We start from the raw sequence: 15,087 nt of genomic DNA on the forward strand, positions 1-15,087 counted from the left end.
AGTTTCGTTTCAGTGAGAATGCAGCGCCATTGCCGCGCGTCCCGGTCTTTGGGACAAAAGGTCGGATCGCCACTCTGCGATCGCCTGTGAAACAGCTTCACGCTTTGCTTTTGGAAGCGGTCCTTGAATTAAGCAATTCAGAATCCGAAGATTGGCCAGAGTTTTGGGGCAAAATTATAGAGTGCCCGGATTTTCAGCACCAAATCCGGAGGGATATGCCGTCTCGCTTAGAAATGATGCAGTGCAGCAAAGGCGGGGTGCCTAAGTTCCGCGCCGTTTTGCCCGCAGAGTCGGATCGGCTTCGGTCGGGTCTTCGGGCCAGGGGTGGCGCGGATATTGCCCGCGCATATCCTTGCGCACATCGGCGTAGGAGCTTTTCCAAAACCCAGGCAAATCCATCGTGACCTGCACCGGACGATGCGCGGGGGAGGTTAAAACCACCTTGAGCGGCACGCGGTTTGGCCCGACCGTCGGGTGGGTGGTGGTGCCAAAAAACTCTTGAATGCGGCCCGTCACCTCGGGGTGCTCGCCGGAATAATCAATCGGTAATTTGCGCCCGACCGGGCTGACGAACTGTCCGGGCACTTCTGTGTCCAGCCGCTGCATTTGGCTCCAATCCAACATTGCGCGGAGCGCCTCGGTGATGTCCAGAGACCGCAATTGCGTTTCGGAGCGCGCGCCTTTGAGATGCGGCAAAAGCCATGTCTCAAGCGTCTCCATCAAAGCCGCCTCAGAGACATCGGGAAAATCATCTCCCATCAAACGCACCCGTGCGGCAAAGCGTTTGGCAGCGTCACTCCATGGCAATCCGATCTGGCGTAGCCCGTCGAGCGCCCCGAGGGCCATCGCCTCAGGCGGGGCCTCTTTCCACTGACGATCCTCCAAGACCAGCGCGCCAAAACACTCCTGTTTGCGCGCCACCACCCGTTTTTCACGCTTGTCCCATTGGCATATCTCGCGCCACATGATTTGCTCGCCATAAAGCGCGCGCAGCTCTGCCTCAGTGAGTTCCACGGCTTGCCGGATTTTTGCCTCACGCGGCGCGCCGTCTGTGTCGGTGACGACGATCAACCGGACGCCAGCCATTTGATCACCATCGTCCATCACCGCGCCCTTGCCGCCCGACAGGATATAGCGCGCCTGATCGCCTTTGCGACGCAGGCCAATGCGGTCCGGGTAGGCCAATGCGGCCATCTCACCCAGACTCATTTTGGGGCCTTCACTCGCGCCCGCACGCAACCGTTTGGCCTCCTGTTTCACCCGCTCGATCACGCCGCGATCCATCGTGCCCGGTGTCCCCTGACCCGGCGTACGCAGCGCGCGGATGCGCAGCGCCAAATCAACGCCTGCGCCACGCAAAGGATCGCGTTCGTTCAACAAAGCCGCCAAATCTGCCGCCTGCGCCCCCGCCAATTGCAGCATATGTGCAAGTCTCGGGTGCAGCGGTTTGGTCGATAGAGCCTTGCCATGCGCCGTAATCCGTCCCGTTTCATCCAGCGCGCCCAGCCCATGCAGCAAGGCACGCGCCTCCGCCAAAGGCCCCGGTGGTGGGGGCGTCAAAAACGATAGGTCCGATTCAAACGCCCCCCAAAGCGCCAGTTCCAAGGCCAATCCCGTGAGGTCTGCCGTTTCAATTTCGGCCGGGGCAAAGGCGGGCATTGCGCCTTCTTCGCCCTTGGTCCAGAATCGGAAGCACACGCCCTCGGCAACCCGTCCGGCACGGCCCCGGCGTTGCTCGGCCTCGGCCTTTGAGGCGCGTTCGGTGATCAGCCGCGACATGCCCGAGGCCGGATCAAACCGTGCCCGCCGCGCCCGGCCTGCGTCCACGACGATGCGCACATCTTCGATGGTCAAAGAGGTCTCGGCGATGGAGGTGGCCAACACGATCTTGCGACCCGTCGCACAGGGAGCAATTGCGGCGCGCTGGTCGGCAAATTTCATCGCGCCAAACAGAGGACGGACCGCGCAATCGGTGGGGACGCGCCCTGTGAGCCGTGCCTCAACCCGGCGGATCTCGCTTTCACCCGGTATAAACACCAAGGCCGATCCGCTCTCCTGTGTGACCGCCTCAATCACCAAATCCGCCATCGCGTCTTCAAAGCGGCGTGCTTTGGGCGTCGGAGCGTCCAACCAGCGGGTGTCGACCGGAAAGGCCCGGCCTTCGGAGCGGATCACCGGGGCATCGTCCAAAAGCGCGGCCACGGGATCAGCGTCCAAGGTAGCCGACATGACGATGACCACAAGATCGTCGCGCAACACTTGACGCAATTCCCAAGTCAGCGCCAAGCCCAGATCGGCATTGAGCGAGCGTTCGTGATATTCATCAAAAATCACCGCGCCGACGCCGGTCAGTTCCGGGTCACTTTGCAACATCCGGGTCAGAATGCCTTCGGTGACGACTTCGATCCGGGTGGATTTCGACAGTTTGGTGTCGCCGCGCATCCTGTAGCCGACCGTTTGCCCAACAGCCTCCCCCAGCGTTTGCGCCATGCGTTCGGCGGCGGAGCGGGCCGCCAATCGACGCGGTTCCAACATCACGATCCGTCCCGTGATATGCGGTAAAAGCGCCAAGGGCACGCGGGTGGTTTTGCCCGCGCCGGGCGGGGCCATCAACACCGCGCGGCCCGTGTCGCGCACGGCACAGGTCAGCGCATCCAGCACATCATCAATCGGGAGTTTCGGTTCAAACATGGCCCCGTTATGAGCCAAAGCGGGGCGGGCGAAAAGAGGGGCTGCGCTTGAGGGTGAACCTTATTGCCGGGTGAGCGTTGCCGAACCCCATAGTGTGTCGACTTTGGCCTCGACCAAATGCGACTTTCCCTCCGCCCCTGCAAAGCGCAGCGTCAGCGGAAAGCTCACCCGTTCGCGCATCTCGGCGTCAGAATAGCCCGCAATACGGCGGTAGTTGCCTGAACACTGACCGTCACGCATTGGCCCAAGCGTCACTTGGCTGCGCCGTCGTCCGTCAAAGACGGGAATGTTTTGACCGCATGGCGCGGGGCCCGAGCGCAGAAGGGTGTAGAGCGCGGTGAGGGGGTCGATGGTGCCACGTTGATCTTCGAGCGCGATCAAAAGTGGTGAGGTTGGCGTGTCGTCGAGCACCTGCGGCAGACCGGCGTCATACTGTAAACGGGTGAGGCTTTGGCGGCGGCCTGTGTCGACGTTTTCTTCATATTTGCGCGGAATGAGGGATGTTCCAAGGCGGGTGCCTTGGGCATGGGCATCAAATCGTATGCCCACTAAAATGCCGATCAATCCTGTGTCCTGAAACTGTGCTCGCACCGCATAGGTTTGATCCGTTTCGTTGGCGGCCACGCCCAAATGGCCGACCTTGAGAGCGCCAAGGCGGATGTCAAACCGCATGTGCGTGTCCTGAGCCATCAGCGGTGGGGATGTGAGCGCAAACACCAAAGGCCCCCAGACAAGGGCGCGTGTATAGCGGCGCAAAATTGGGAAAACCTGGAGCATATGGGGCACTCTTACAGACCGGACAGGTACAGGCCGGACAGGGGTGGACATCGCCCCGATGGACGGGGCAAAACGAAAGGCGACATGCGCTTAATCTGCCGGAAGACTGTAATGGATATAAAACAACTTGCTGACGGGGTGGTTTCGGGCAACCGTCGGGCTTTGGCCCGTGCCATCACCTTGGTCGAATCTGCCCGCGCCGATCACCGCGCGCAGGCGATTTTACTGATGGAAGAGGTCGGTAAATCCGGGCGTCAGGCGCTTCGACTTGGATTGTCGGGGACTCCGGGGGTGGGCAAATCCACCTTTATCGAAAGTTTTGGCATGATGATGATCCGCGAGGGCAAAAAGGTCGCCGTTTTGGCGGTGGACCCGTCTTCGGCGCGCTCAGGCGGGTCCATTTTGGGCGACAAAACCCGGATGGAGGAATTGTCGCGCGAACCAAACGCCTTTATCCGGCCGTCGCCGTCGCAAACCGAATTGGGCGGCGTGGCACGGCGCACCCGCGAGGCGGTCGCTCTGTGTGAGGCGGCGGGCTATGATTTGATCCTGATCGAAACCGTGGGGGTCGGGCAGTCCGAGACCGTGGTCTCCGAGATGTCCGATCTGTTCTTGCTGCTGCTGGCCCCTGGAGGCGGGGATGAGCTTCAGGGCGTCAAGCGCGGTATTATGGAAATGGCCGATATTATCCTGGTGAACAAGGCTGACGGCGATCTCAAACCCGCCGCCAATCGCACCTGTGCGGATTACGCAGGCGCCCTGCGCCTGTTGCGCAAACGGCCACAAGACCCGGAAGGCTTCCCCAAGGCGATGACCGTCTCGGCCCTTCAGGTCGATGGTCTGAAAGAGGCGTGGGGCGAAATCCAAAACCTCACCGAATGGCGGCGCGAGACGGGGCATTTTGATCAACGTCGCGCCGAGCAGGCCGAATATTGGTTTGGTCAGGAGATTCGTCAGGGCCTTTTGGCACAGCTGCAAAAAGAGCCGCTCAAATCCATGATTTCCGATCTGGCCAAACAGGTTGCTGCGGGGCAGTTGACGCCGGGCCATGCGGCGGCGGATGTTTTGAACGCGCTTCAGCACGGCTAAGGCGCATTCCCCACGGCCCATCTCGGTTGTGGGGCTTGACGATTCTCCGATGATCGCCTATGCACCGCGAACTGAATTTCGGGCGCTTCCCTCGGGCGGTGCCTTTTTCTGTCGATAAACAGACTTCTGTGACAGTTTCATGTGATTTCGGGGTTGCACCTTGGACACTTGAGCGTCAAAGAGAGCGCGAACAAGACAGAACTGAGTCTTAAGAAGTGCGGGGCGGGTGACGCTTTCGCCAGTGAAACGAGGATAAACCCATGTCGCGTCGTTGCGAACTGACCGGTAAAGGCCCGATGTCTGGCAACAATGTCAGCCACGCCAAAAACAGAACCCGCCGCCGTTTTCTTCCGAATCTCAACGAAATGTCGCTGATTTCGGAAACACTCGGTCGCTCGTTCAAGCTGCGTATTTCTGCTGCTGCGTTGCGTACTGTTGACCACCGTGGTGGTCTGGACGCTTTCCTGGCGAAAGCCAAGGACGAAGAGCTGTCCGATAGCGCGCTGAAAATCAAAAAAGAAATCAAAAAAGCTCAAGCCACCGCTTAAGTTCTTTTTGGTTGAGATGGTGAAACCCTCGAATGGCCTGGCGCTTTCGGGGGTTTTTCTATGAGCGATTGACAAGGGACCGTAGGCTCTGGCCTGATACCCTATGGTTTGGGCTTTGAAACAAACGATCGGGTGGTGGGCCATACTCCGCTGGGCTGGGCGGTTTATGTGCGTCGCGGCCACTGTTGTGTTGGTGGCCACTTTGGGGATCGCCTCTGCTGCGCAGGCGGATGATCCGTTTTGTGCCTTGCCCCCCGGCGACGCGGATGACATCCGCCTTTGCGCCAATTACCCCTTTGATTTGACATCTTTTTCCTCAAGTTTGGAATATATGGTGGTGAACAAGGCGGTGCAGACACCCTTTGATATGTTCGCTTGGCGCGCCTTCACGGCCTTGAATTGGCGCGATGTTGCGCCTTCGGAACCCGCACCCGATGCCTGGCAATCCATGCCACGAAAAGACGCCGTGGTCGGTCAAGACATGGCCGTAGCCTGTCGTGGTTCAGGCGACACGTCCGGCCCATTGGTGTTGAGCGATCTGGTACAAGCGGATGGGGCCGCCGTGATTGACCAAAACGGCAATCCGTTGGTGTATGAAACGCGGATCAATGCCCCTGCCGCCGCCTATGTTGCGGGGTTGACCTCGCAGGATGCCAATTTCCCAAGGGGGCAGAGCGCCAAGGCCCCGCCCAGCGTTCATGTCAAAACGGCGTGGATGTGGCTGGATGACGACGATCCCCGATTTGTCACCGAACGTGGGGTTGTGCGGGTTCCGGCGGAGCAGAGCCTTTCGGGTCAACCTTTGTGTCTTGAGGGGCTGTTTGGCATGGTCGGGATGCATATTGTCACCAAGGTCGGGTCCGGCAATGGCGACGAGTGGCTCTGGGCCACGTTTGAGCATCAAGACACGGCACCGCTCTCTCCGGTCGCGCGCCGGATCAATTCGATTTATTCCAAGGACTTGTTTCCAAATGGCTGTCCCGCGCCGAAGGCGGCGCAATCGTACCTGTTGTTTGATCCGTCTTGCCCGAGTTGCGCCACCAATGCGCCGCCGCCCATGCCGTTTTGGTCACAGGCCCCGCCCTTGGCCCGTGCCCGCGATGGGAGCCCCCTTGCGCCCAGTCGGATCACGCGATGTTGGCAAATCTTTGACCCGACCCAAGACACCAATGCCCGCTGGCAGGCGCGTCTGGCCGACACCCCTTTGGCGCAGTACCGTTTGATCACCAATCAATGGCGCGGTGCCAATAAAAGCCCGTTGTTTGAGCATGGCGAAGTGCCGCGTTTCGTGTCCAATGTGACGATGGAAAGCTACCTGCAAGATGCGCGAGAGGGGAGTTGTCTGGGCTGTCACGCCGAAGCCCGCACGCGGTCGGGCGGCTTTGCTGATTTTGCCTTTTACCTCTCCGAGCTTGGGCCGTGAGTGAGGGGCGGTGATGGGCGGTCGTTGCGACAAAGGCATGTGGCGGCACGTCGCAGTGCCGGTGTCGCGCTGTGTTGCGCTTGCCTTCCGCTGCGGTCCGGCTAAAGTGCCGTTCATGCGTTTGACCCGTCCCATCGCGGCCTTTGTGCTGGCCTTTATGCTGATCGTTACGTCCCAATCCATGGCCGTGGCACGGGGCACTATGGTTGACGCGACCGGAACGATGGTGCTGTGTACGGGCACCGGGCCGATCACCGTTTTGATGGACGAGAATGGCGAACCTATTGGGCCACGCCACATCTGTCCCGATTGCGCGCTCAGTGTCATTGCCGGGCTGGCCGAGCCTTTCGTGCTGTCTGCGCCGGACCACACTGTGTTGCGCTTTGCGCCCGCATCTGTGGCGCACCACATGACCGCGATCTCCCTGCCCAACCGCAAGGCCCGCGATCCGCCTTTGGTCTAATCTGTTTCTCTTTCAAACACTCAGACCAAGGATAAAATCATGTTTTTCAAAACCACCCTTCTCGCGGGCGCAGCCGCCCTGTCTTTCGCGCTTCCGGCCATGGCCGACATCACCATTGAGGACGCCTATGCGCGCTCCTCCGGTATGACGGCCAAATCCGGTGCGGCGTTTTTTGTCATCCACAACACGGGTGACACCGATGATCGTTTGATCGCGGCGACCTCTGACATCGCCAAGCTCACCGAGTTGCATACTCACAAAGCCATGGCTGATGGCGTGATGAAAATGATGCGCGTGGACGAGGGCTTTCCGGTCCCGGCGCAAGGCACCCATGCTTTGGCGCGGGGCGGCGATCACGTCATGATGATGGGGCTGCTCAAACCGATGGGGCAGGGCGATGTGGTCACAGTGACCCTGACCTTTGAACAAGCGGGCGACATCACCGTTGAAATCCCTGTCGATCTGGAGCGCCAAGACGCCCCAGCCGCCATGACCATGCCGATGGATGGCACCGGGATGCAGAACGGTAAAATGGGCAATTGATCGCCTCTCAGAGCCTCCGTTTCGGTGGGGGCTCTGATCCCTCTTGATCCGTTTTCAAAAGAGGTTAAATGGCGGGTATGGACGCGGCAAATTTTGGGCCGCGCCTTCCCCCTTTTGAAAGTGAACCCCGGATCATGCTGAGCGCTTATGCGGTCCCGGAGGCCTTCTCGCCTGCCGAATGTGATGCGATCATTGCCCTGTCTCATGAAAAAGACCTCGCGGATGCGGGGTTGGTCGGAAATCGCTCTGACCACAACCTGCGCCGTGCTGAACTCGCCTGGCTGGATGACCGCGATGGTGGTGGCTGGGTGATGGATCGGATCATGGCGCTTGTGGCGGAGGCCAACCGGGCGCATTTCGATTTTGCCCTCACTGAGTTTGGCGAGAGCCCGCAGGTCGCCCGTTATGGGGCCGAGCGCGAGGGGCATTTCGTCTGGCATTCCGATATTGGCGAAGGTCCACTTGCCTCCCGGCGCAAACTGACGCTTGTGGTGCAATTGTCTGAGGCGGCGGACTATCTGGGCGGCGTGCTCGAGCTGCAAGCCGATGCCAACCTACGCCCCTCAGATCGCGCGCGAGGTTCGGCCGTGTTGTTTCCGTCCTTCGTGCTGCATCGGGTCACTCCGGTCACACAAGGCGAACGCTATTCCCTCACCACATGGGTGCATGGCCCGGCGTTCCGGTAGGGTGGCTTTGAGTATTTCTCCAAGAAGAAACAAAGGGGCGCGCGCCGGTCGCCGATCCTCCGCTCTGTGACGGACCTTCGGAAGGGGGTGTCCCACGGACCGGCGCGTCTTCTTCTTGGGCGGTCATCGGCGCTCCCGCCTGTACCGCAACACAATCCTACTGGGCTGAAAGTTAATATGCGGTTATCATAGATGTGCCCGTTTCTTTTTGGCAAAAATACTCAAATTTCTTTGCCACTTAACACTCGTGATACCCAATCGGGCACCACCTGTGTCGCGGGACCCTCGATCACCGCATCAAACATTGCGCCGGAGGCTTCGAGGTTCAGTTCCAACGTTTTGAGTCCCAATTGCCGTGCCATTTGCGAAAATCCCGCCGCCGGGTAGACCATGCCCGAGGTGCCGATGGAGACGAACAGATCGCTGTTTTCCAAGGCGTTCTGGATCGCGTCCATGTGATAGGGAATTTCGCCAAACCACACGATGTCGGGGCGGGTGTGGGACATGCCGCAGGACGGGCAGGGATCAGAGACGCGCATCTCCATCGGGGCCGCCCAACGATGGTCGCAGGCGCTACAGAGGGCGCCCATGACCGAGCCATGCATATGGATCACCTCGCGCGCTCCGCTGCGTTCCAACAGGTCATCGACATTTTGCGTCACCAAAGTAACCGGGCCGTCATAATCGGCCTGCAACTTTGCTAGCGCCTCGTGGGCTGCGTTCGGCATTGCGGCTGCGGCCTGTGCCCGGCGCATATTGTAAAACCGTTGCACCAACTCTGGGTCGCGCTCAAAGGCCTCAGGTGTGGCCACGTCTTCCACCCGATGATCTTCCCACAACCCGTCCGCCGCACGAAAGGTCCGCAATCCGCTTTCTGCCGACAGACCTGCGCCTGAGAGTATAAAAATTCCACCCGCCATTCGACGCCTCTCCTTTTTCCAAACCCTGCCTTGCTCCGCCCGGCCTGACAAGGGTAGCCTGAACGCACAGGAGGTCCACATGCAGAAAATCGTCTTTGTCTGTCTCGGTAATATCTGCCGTTCTCCCACCGCCGAGGCGGTCGTGGCCACCAAGGCGCGCGCGAGGTCTCAGGCGATTCTGGTCGATAGCGCCGGAACCGGTGATTGGCATGTCGGTGAGCCGCCCTACGGTCCGATGCAAACCGCCGCTGCCCGGCGCGGCTATGACCTTTCAGGCTTGCGCGCGCGTCAAGTCTCCGCCGGGGATTTCGAGGCCTTCGATGTGATTGTGGTGATGGATGAGGCCAACCAGCGCGCTGTCGAGACGCTCCGCCCCCAAGGCAACACAACGCCCGTGCGCCTGATGATGTCCTATGTGCCCGACATCGGCGTTACCGCCGTGCCGGACCCCTATTACACCCGCAATTTTGACGAGGCTTTGGACCTGATCGAAGTTGCCGCCGAAGGGCTACTTGCCGTTCTCGATCCGTAGCCAGCGAAAGGCGCGTTTCAACTCCGCCGTGCCGTTGTGATCATACCAACGCCCGTGGCTTAGGATCACCTTTTCGGGCGCCCATCCGATCACTTCGCGGATCGCTTTGCGCGCTTTGGCCTTGGATTTGAATGTGCCGCGCATATCAGCCGGGGCCTTGCCATCCGGGTCCAAAATCCCCGCCAGACGCATCAAAATAGCCTTAAATCGCCCGACCTTTTCGGCCTCGAAATTCTCGATCAAATCGGTGAGGATCAGGGTCTTGGATGGGATGTGATAAAACACCACCTCGTGCAAGAACCGATGCCCTTTCACAAGTCTTTGGCGCAGGACATCTTCGGTGCCTTCGGGTACGTCATCGCCCATAACATCATGTTTCGGAAAGGGAATGTTGTATTTCGCTGCGCGCTCTTTGACGCCGGGCGCGGCCAGAACCTGCGCTTGCGGAAAGCGTTCGTGCCACAGATGCACTGAAACATAATGGATCGGATTAGGCGCGATCAACCAGCCGATCGGCCCCAAATCCGCCAGTTCATTCAACAGGCCTTCATCAAGTGTAATCGGCGAATGCACCCAAAGCCGCCCGTTGATGCGCACCACCGTCATGCGAGTCGGAAACCCGATGCCATAAAACGGCACAGGCGGCCCGTCCGCGATCCATATCTCGGGGCCGACAGGTTTGAGTGTGTTCAGCGGTTCGTAAAGCTTCTGTTCAGCCACAGTATTGTTCTGCCGCCGCGCCAAAGGCTTTGTAGCGCTGCCAGAAACTTTCGTGCGAACTGTTGTCCGACTGGCGTACATCCTGCGCCTTTTGCGGGTTCTTAAAGAACTTCGCGGCTTGGCGCTGATCCCCGTTTGTCAGGGTCATATCGGCTACCTGTTGAATACAGCCGCAAAGATTGCGGTTGTTCGCGGCCCGATCCGACGACATGCACGCCCGCTCAATCGCACCCGCTTGCGCCGGGATCGGAGCAAAGGTTGCACTGCTGATCGTGGCAAAAGTTGCGACTGCGATTGCGGTTTTCTTGACGGTTTTTTTCATAGTCCTGCCTCTCAATCCAAACCACGAGGCCCCGTCTTTTTGCGCTTTCATGGCACTGCCACACGCCCGCAGGGTCCGCCGTCTTGGTGAATAATGACATAAGACTATCCTGAGTCTGTCGTTTTGCGCAATTGCAGAGTTTGTCGCGTGGGAGAAGGGAGGCGGAGGGTTGCTGAGGGGGAGTAGCATCTTGTCATGCTGCTGGATATGATCAGGACTGAGATTGAGAGGATATTTTAGATGCGGATGAATTGGGAAAATCTTTTGGAGATGTCATTGCTCCATGATGAAGTGCGCGAGATCAATCCGAACCGCCCCAATTACGCTCAGGATTACGACCGACTTGTGTTTTCCTTGCCGTTTCGGCGGCTTGCGAACAAGACGCAGGTGCATCCGCTCTATGCACATGATCACATTCATCATCGGCTGATTCACAGTATAGAAACAAGCAGTGTTGGCCGTTCGCTTGGCATCGAAGTCGGGCATTGGCTTGAGACACAGGGCGAGATCGCAGAAGGGCAGAGACATGTTCTGTCTGGTGTGGTTCAGGCTGCCTGCATTGCTCACGATATAGGGAATCCCCCTTTCGGTCACTCTGGCGAAGACGCGATGGGGGCTTGGTTCGCTGCGCGGTTTACCGAGGGGCATTCATTTTTCGATGCGGTCCAAGTCGCGGATCGGACAGAATTTGAGAAATTTGAGGGCAACGCACAGGGCTTTCGCTTGATTTCCAGATTGGAAATGTATCGAAACGAGGGCGGTATGCGATTGAGTCATGCTGTGCTTGGAGCCTTCACAAAATATCCCGCACTGGCTGAGGTCAGCGAGAAGGCGAAGGCGCGTGACAAGGAGAAAACCTACAAAGGCTTGACGAAGTTCGGTCTGTTTCGGTCTGAATATGACCTTTTTGAACGTGTTGCAGAGCGGTGTGGTTTGCTCGTAGAGCAAGGCGATGAGGGTCGGTGGTGGCGACGTCACCCGGCTGTGTTCCTTGTCGAAGCCGCCGATGATATTTGCTATAATATTCTGGACCTTGAAGATGCCTATGTGACGGGCGATTTGTCTGAAATGCGGGTCAAAGAGTTGCTTGGCGCACTTTTTGCGGGCGACAATCAGGACCTGTCTGGCAAGGACGTCACCTATTACCGAGCCCGCGCGATTGGGGCCGCGATTCATGCCTGTGTCGCGGCGTTTAAGCAAAACTACGAAGCGATCATGACGGGGCATTTTTCGGCCTCTTTGATCTCGAAATCTGATGTGTCCGCTCAATTCGCAAAAATCGAAGCCACTGCGCACAGTCAAATTTTCACGGCACCGCGCAAAACCAAACTCGAAGTGACGGGGCGCAATATTTTGCATGCTGTGCTGACGGGGTTGCTGCCCATTTACGAAGAGCTGGGTGCGCAGAATTGGGATGTCTTGGCGCTTTCGGCCTATCATCGTCAACTGGCTGCAGCTGCCGATATCGACCTGCGCGATGTGGTGGATGAATACACTGCGCTCCACAGCCTGGCTGATTTCGTATCCGGGATGACGGATCGGTATGCTGTTCGGGTCCATGCGATGATTGCCGGGCAAATGGGGTAAGGCAGAAGGCCGTTCCCTATTGCCATTCCTCCCATTTCCCCCCATAGAAACAGGCTAATTCTCAACCTGCGCAGGCCTTCCATGACCGAGCTGAAAAACATCCGTAACTTCTCCATCGTCGCTCACATCGACCACGGGAAATCGACCCTTGCTGACCGGCTGATCCAGTCCACCCACACGGTGGCGGACCGGGATATGAAGGCGCAGATGTTGGACAGTATGGACATCGAACGCGAGCGCGGGATCACGATCAAGGCCAACTCGGTGCGTATCGAATACACCGCCAAAGACGGTGAGCTGTATATCCTCAACCTGATCGACACCCCCGGTCACGTCGATTTCGCCTACGAAGTGTCGCGCTCGATGCAGGCCGTTGAGGGGTCTTTGTTGGTCGTGGACGCCACTCAGGGCGTTGAGGCGCAAACCTTGGCCAACGTGTATCAAGCCATTGATGCGGATCACGAAATCGTCCCGGTGTTGAATAAAATCGACCTGCCGGCCGCCGAGCCGGAACGCGTCTGTGAGCAGATCGAGGATGTGATCGGCATTGACGCCTCTGAGGCGATTGAGATTTCCGCCAAGACCGGCATCGGCATCCCCGACGTTTTGGAAGCCATCGTCACCCGTCTGCCCGCGCCCAAAGGCACTCGCGATGCGCCGCTCAAAGCGATGCTGGTCGACAGTTGGTATGACAGCTACCTCGGCGTTGTCGTTCTGATCCGCGTCATCGACGGCGTGATCAAAAAGGGCGACAAGATCAAGATGATGAAAACCGGTGCCGCATATGGCGTCGACAAGCTCTCGGTGCTCAAACCGCAGATGGTCGATATCGCCGAGCTTGGCCCGGGTGAGATCGGTATTTTCACCGCCTCGATCAAACAGGTCCGCGACACCAAGGTCGGCGACACCATCACCCATGAGAAAAAGCCCTGTGCCACAGCACTTCCGGGCTTTAAACCCTCGATCCCTGTGGTGTTCTGTGGCCTTTTCCCGGTCGATGCCAACGACTTTGACGATCTGCGCAATGCCATTGAGAAACTGCAACTCAACGATGCCTCCTTCTCGTCTGAAATGGAAACATCCGCCGCTTTGGGCTTTGGTTTTCGCTGCGGCTTCTTGGGGCTTTTGCACCTCGAAGTGATCCGCGACCGGCTTGAGCGCGAATATGACATCAACCTGATCACCACCGCGCCTTCGGTGATCTACAAACTCCACATGCGCGATGGCTCGATCCAAGAGCTGCACAACCCCGCCGACATGCCCGATCTGACCTTCCTCGATCACATCGAAGAGCCGCGCATCAAGGCGACGATCATGGTGCCGGACGAGTATCTGGGTGATGTGTTGAAACTCTGCCAAGACCGCCGGGGCATCCAGATGGACCTGACCTATGCGGGCTCGCGCGCCATGGTCGTCTATGACCTGCCGCTCAACGAGGTGGTGTTTGATTTCTACGATCGCCTGAAATCCATCACCAAAGGCTATGCGTCCTTCGACTATCAAATGATGGGCTACCGCGAGGATAACCTTGTCAAAATGTCGATCCTTGTGAACGACGAACCGGTGGATGCGCTGTCCACAATGGTCCACCGCGACCGCGCCGATGCCCGTGGCCGCGCGATGTGTGAAAAACTCAAAGACCTGATCCCGCGCCACATGTTCAAAATCCCGATCCAAGCGGCCATCGGCGGCAAAGTCATCGCCCGTGAAACCCTCTCCGCGATGCGCAAAGACGTGACCGCGAAATGTTACGGCGGCGATGCGACCCGGAAGAAGAAACTTCTGGAGAAGCAGAAGGCGGGTAAGAAGAAGATGCGCCAGTTCGGGAAAGTGGAGATTCCACAGGAAGCGTTTATTAATGCTCTTAAAATGGACGACTAAGGTCGTTCATTTTAAGAGGCGGTGGGTGGCAGTGTATTTTGGAACAAAATGCGCGTACCCACTCCGTGGAGCTTGGGTGATGGGTTTAATTTTGGCGATCGTTTGTAAAAAGGCCGCCCGAAGGCGGCCTTAATTATTTCTCTTTGCGGACGCCCTTAAACGGTGTCTTGCTGGATGTTTTCACGTCCATGAACTGTCCCGTTTTCGTATCGCGCTTTACGTAATGCCCCGATGGGGTTTTGGTTTGTGAGCGTCCTTTAACGGCACCATTGCGATGTCCGTCGCCAGAGGGAGGGTTTGTAGCCATTGTTTCCACTCCTTATTGCGTGTGGCACGCGGGCGCGCAGGTAGCACAACCATTTGACTGTCTGTAAATGGTCTTTGCCTTAGCAACGGCCCCTGAGCAAGTTGTGTGGTGGCCAAGGTCTGTTGTCGATGAAGTCAGAGCCAACCAGCGACAGCCTTCTTGATGAACTTCATGATCACCATTTGCCTGTGCGTGGTTGTTTACTTTGAAATTGGGCAAGTTTCAGCCCTCCGATTAGCAAAATGCGAAAGGCCGCTTGACAAATTCCACCGAACTGATTCAGATCGGATTATCAGAGAACTTCCACCGCAGCCTTTCAGACAGGTGGCGGATTGAGCTTCTAAGGCGCCGTCTTGGTTTGCAGACCGAGGCGGCGCAACTTATAAACCCAAATGACAAATGGAGGATGCTGTACAAGTTATTGTGCGTCAATAGAGAAAAGGCACAACGGGAGAAAAAATCCTCAACCTAGTGTGCAGCGCTTACTTTTTACTACCTTATTTGGTGTGCTGTCAACGCGTTTTTGCGTTTTTCGCAACTTTATCTTATTCAAGTCTTTGACTTTACTAGGGACACTACTGATTTGTAATCAGTAGGT

14 protein-coding genes are annotated in these 15,087 nt (G+C 57.9%); 9 read left to right on the forward strand and 5 right to left on the reverse strand.

All coding sequences use genetic code 11. The features are described from left to right. Window positions 1-261: 261 nt before the first annotated feature. Together hrpB and C8029_RS16265 are read right to left on the reverse strand one after the other, a co-directional pair. Window positions 262-2,691, reverse strand: a complete 2,430-nt coding sequence (hrpB, locus tag C8029_RS16260) for an ATP-dependent helicase HrpB (RefSeq protein WP_009573049.1) — start codon at window positions 2,689-2,691, stop codon at window positions 262-264. A gap of 60 nt (window positions 2,692-2,751) precedes the next feature. Next, entirely contained in the window at window positions 2,752-3,468 is a 717-nt protein-coding gene (locus C8029_RS16265) for a DUF3108 domain-containing protein (protein ID WP_009573051.1), read from the reverse strand. Window positions 3,469-3,579: 111 nt separating this feature from the next. Between C8029_RS16265 and meaB the strand changes: the two genes are divergently transcribed. From meaB to C8029_RS16295, 6 genes are all read left to right on the forward strand, one after another. Beyond that, a complete protein-coding gene (gene meaB / locus C8029_RS16270; RefSeq protein ID WP_009573052.1) occupies window positions 3,580-4,557 on the forward strand; it encodes a methylmalonyl Co-A mutase-associated GTPase MeaB in 978 nt (325 codons plus the stop codon). A 260-nt stretch (window positions 4,558-4,817) separates the two neighbouring features. Continuing rightward, on the forward strand, window positions 4,818-5,105 hold the full coding sequence (rpmB, locus tag C8029_RS16275) for a 50S ribosomal protein L28 (RefSeq protein WP_009573053.1): 288 nt from the start codon (window positions 4,818-4,820) through the stop codon (window positions 5,103-5,105). A gap of 115 nt (window positions 5,106-5,220) precedes the next feature. Further along, the gene (locus C8029_RS16280; protein ID WP_152003301.1) at window positions 5,221-6,528 is read left to right on the forward strand and encodes a hypothetical protein; all 1,308 of its coding nucleotides are present in this window, start codon (window positions 5,221-5,223) and stop codon (window positions 6,526-6,528) included. Between the two features lie 13 nt (window positions 6,529-6,541). Then, window positions 6,542-6,991: a hypothetical protein gene (locus C8029_RS16285; protein ID WP_152003302.1), complete on the forward strand. Its 450-nt coding sequence runs from the start codon at window positions 6,542-6,544 to the stop codon at window positions 6,989-6,991. Window positions 6,992-7,030: 39 nt separating this feature from the next. Then, window positions 7,031-7,534 (forward strand): copper chaperone PCu(A)C, encoded by a 504-nt coding sequence (locus C8029_RS16290; protein WP_152003303.1) that lies wholly within the window; start codon window positions 7,031-7,033, stop codon window positions 7,532-7,534. Between the two features lie 68 nt (window positions 7,535-7,602). Further along, on the forward strand, window positions 7,603-8,220 hold the full coding sequence (locus C8029_RS16295) for a 2OG-Fe(II) oxygenase (protein ID WP_009573057.1): 618 nt from the start codon (window positions 7,603-7,605) through the stop codon (window positions 8,218-8,220). 221 nt (window positions 8,221-8,441) lie between these two features. On the opposite strand, the gene C8029_RS16300 is transcribed toward C8029_RS16295, so the two are convergent. Continuing rightward, the gene (locus C8029_RS16300) at window positions 8,442-9,140 is read right to left on the reverse strand and encodes an NAD-dependent deacylase (protein WP_009573058.1); all 699 of its coding nucleotides are present in this window, start codon (window positions 9,138-9,140) and stop codon (window positions 8,442-8,444) included. A 79-nt stretch (window positions 9,141-9,219) separates the two neighbouring features. Between C8029_RS16300 and C8029_RS16305 the strand changes: the two genes are divergently transcribed. Continuing rightward, entirely contained in the window at window positions 9,220-9,672 is a 453-nt protein-coding gene (locus C8029_RS16305) for a low molecular weight protein-tyrosine-phosphatase (protein WP_009573059.1), read from the forward strand. Here the strand turns inward: C8029_RS16305 and C8029_RS16310 are convergent. Beyond that, window positions 9,649-10,392, reverse strand: coding sequence for a DUF4336 domain-containing protein (locus C8029_RS16310; RefSeq protein ID WP_009573060.1), 744 nt, complete (start codon window positions 10,390-10,392; stop codon window positions 9,649-9,651). The genes C8029_RS16305 and C8029_RS16310 overlap by 24 nt on opposite strands. Next, complete coding sequence (locus tag C8029_RS16315; RefSeq protein ID WP_009573061.1) at window positions 10,385-10,714, reverse strand: hypothetical protein; 330 nt, start codon at window positions 10,712-10,714, stop codon at window positions 10,385-10,387. The genes C8029_RS16310 and C8029_RS16315 overlap by 8 nt, the downstream gene beginning before the upstream one ends. Before the next feature lie 240 nt (window positions 10,715-10,954). On the opposite strand from C8029_RS16315, the gene dgt reads away from it, so the two are divergent. Both dgt and lepA read left to right on the forward strand, forming a co-directional pair. Then, complete coding sequence (gene dgt, locus C8029_RS16320; RefSeq protein WP_226946371.1) at window positions 10,955-12,301, forward strand: dGTP triphosphohydrolase; 1,347 nt, start codon at window positions 10,955-10,957, stop codon at window positions 12,299-12,301. Window positions 12,302-12,382: 81 nt separating this feature from the next. After that, complete coding sequence (gene lepA / locus C8029_RS16325) at window positions 12,383-14,182, forward strand: translation elongation factor 4 (protein ID WP_009573063.1); 1,800 nt, start codon at window positions 12,383-12,385, stop codon at window positions 14,180-14,182. The last annotated feature ends 905 nt before the right edge of the window (window positions 14,183-15,087 follow it).

The organism is Roseobacter sp. TSBP12 (assembly GCF_009129705.1).
GTDB classification, from domain to species: Bacteria; Pseudomonadota; Alphaproteobacteria; order Rhodobacterales; family Rhodobacteraceae; genus Celeribacter; species Celeribacter baekdonensis_A.

Coding starts and splice junctions, on each gene's coding strand:
- dgt (WP_226946371.1), top strand. CDS start 10,955: ATGCGGATGAATTGGGAAAATCTTTTGGAGATGTCATTGCTCCATGAT.
- C8029_RS16265 (WP_009573051.1), bottom strand. CDS start 3,468: ATGCTCCAGGTTTTCCCAATTTTGCGCCGCTATACACGCGCCCTTGTC.
- C8029_RS16300 (WP_009573058.1), bottom strand. CDS start 9,140: ATGGCGGGTGGAATTTTTATACTCTCAGGCGCAGGTCTGTCGGCAGAA.
- C8029_RS16295 (WP_009573057.1), top strand. CDS start 7,603: ATGGCGGGTATGGACGCGGCAAATTTTGGGCCGCGCCTTCCCCCTTTT.
- rpmB (WP_009573053.1), top strand. CDS start 4,818: ATGTCGCGTCGTTGCGAACTGACCGGTAAAGGCCCGATGTCTGGCAAC.
- C8029_RS16285 (WP_152003302.1), top strand. CDS start 6,542: ATGGGCGGTCGTTGCGACAAAGGCATGTGGCGGCACGTCGCAGTGCCG.
- C8029_RS16290 (WP_152003303.1), top strand. CDS start 7,031: ATGTTTTTCAAAACCACCCTTCTCGCGGGCGCAGCCGCCCTGTCTTTC.
- hrpB (WP_009573049.1), bottom strand. CDS start 2,691: ATGTTTGAACCGAAACTCCCGATTGATGATGTGCTGGATGCGCTGACC.
- meaB (WP_009573052.1), top strand. CDS start 3,580: ATGGATATAAAACAACTTGCTGACGGGGTGGTTTCGGGCAACCGTCGG.
- C8029_RS16315 (WP_009573061.1), bottom strand. CDS start 10,714: ATGAAAAAAACCGTCAAGAAAACCGCAATCGCAGTCGCAACTTTTGCC.
- C8029_RS16305 (WP_009573059.1), top strand. CDS start 9,220: ATGCAGAAAATCGTCTTTGTCTGTCTCGGTAATATCTGCCGTTCTCCC.
- lepA (WP_009573063.1), top strand. CDS start 12,383: ATGACCGAGCTGAAAAACATCCGTAACTTCTCCATCGTCGCTCACATC.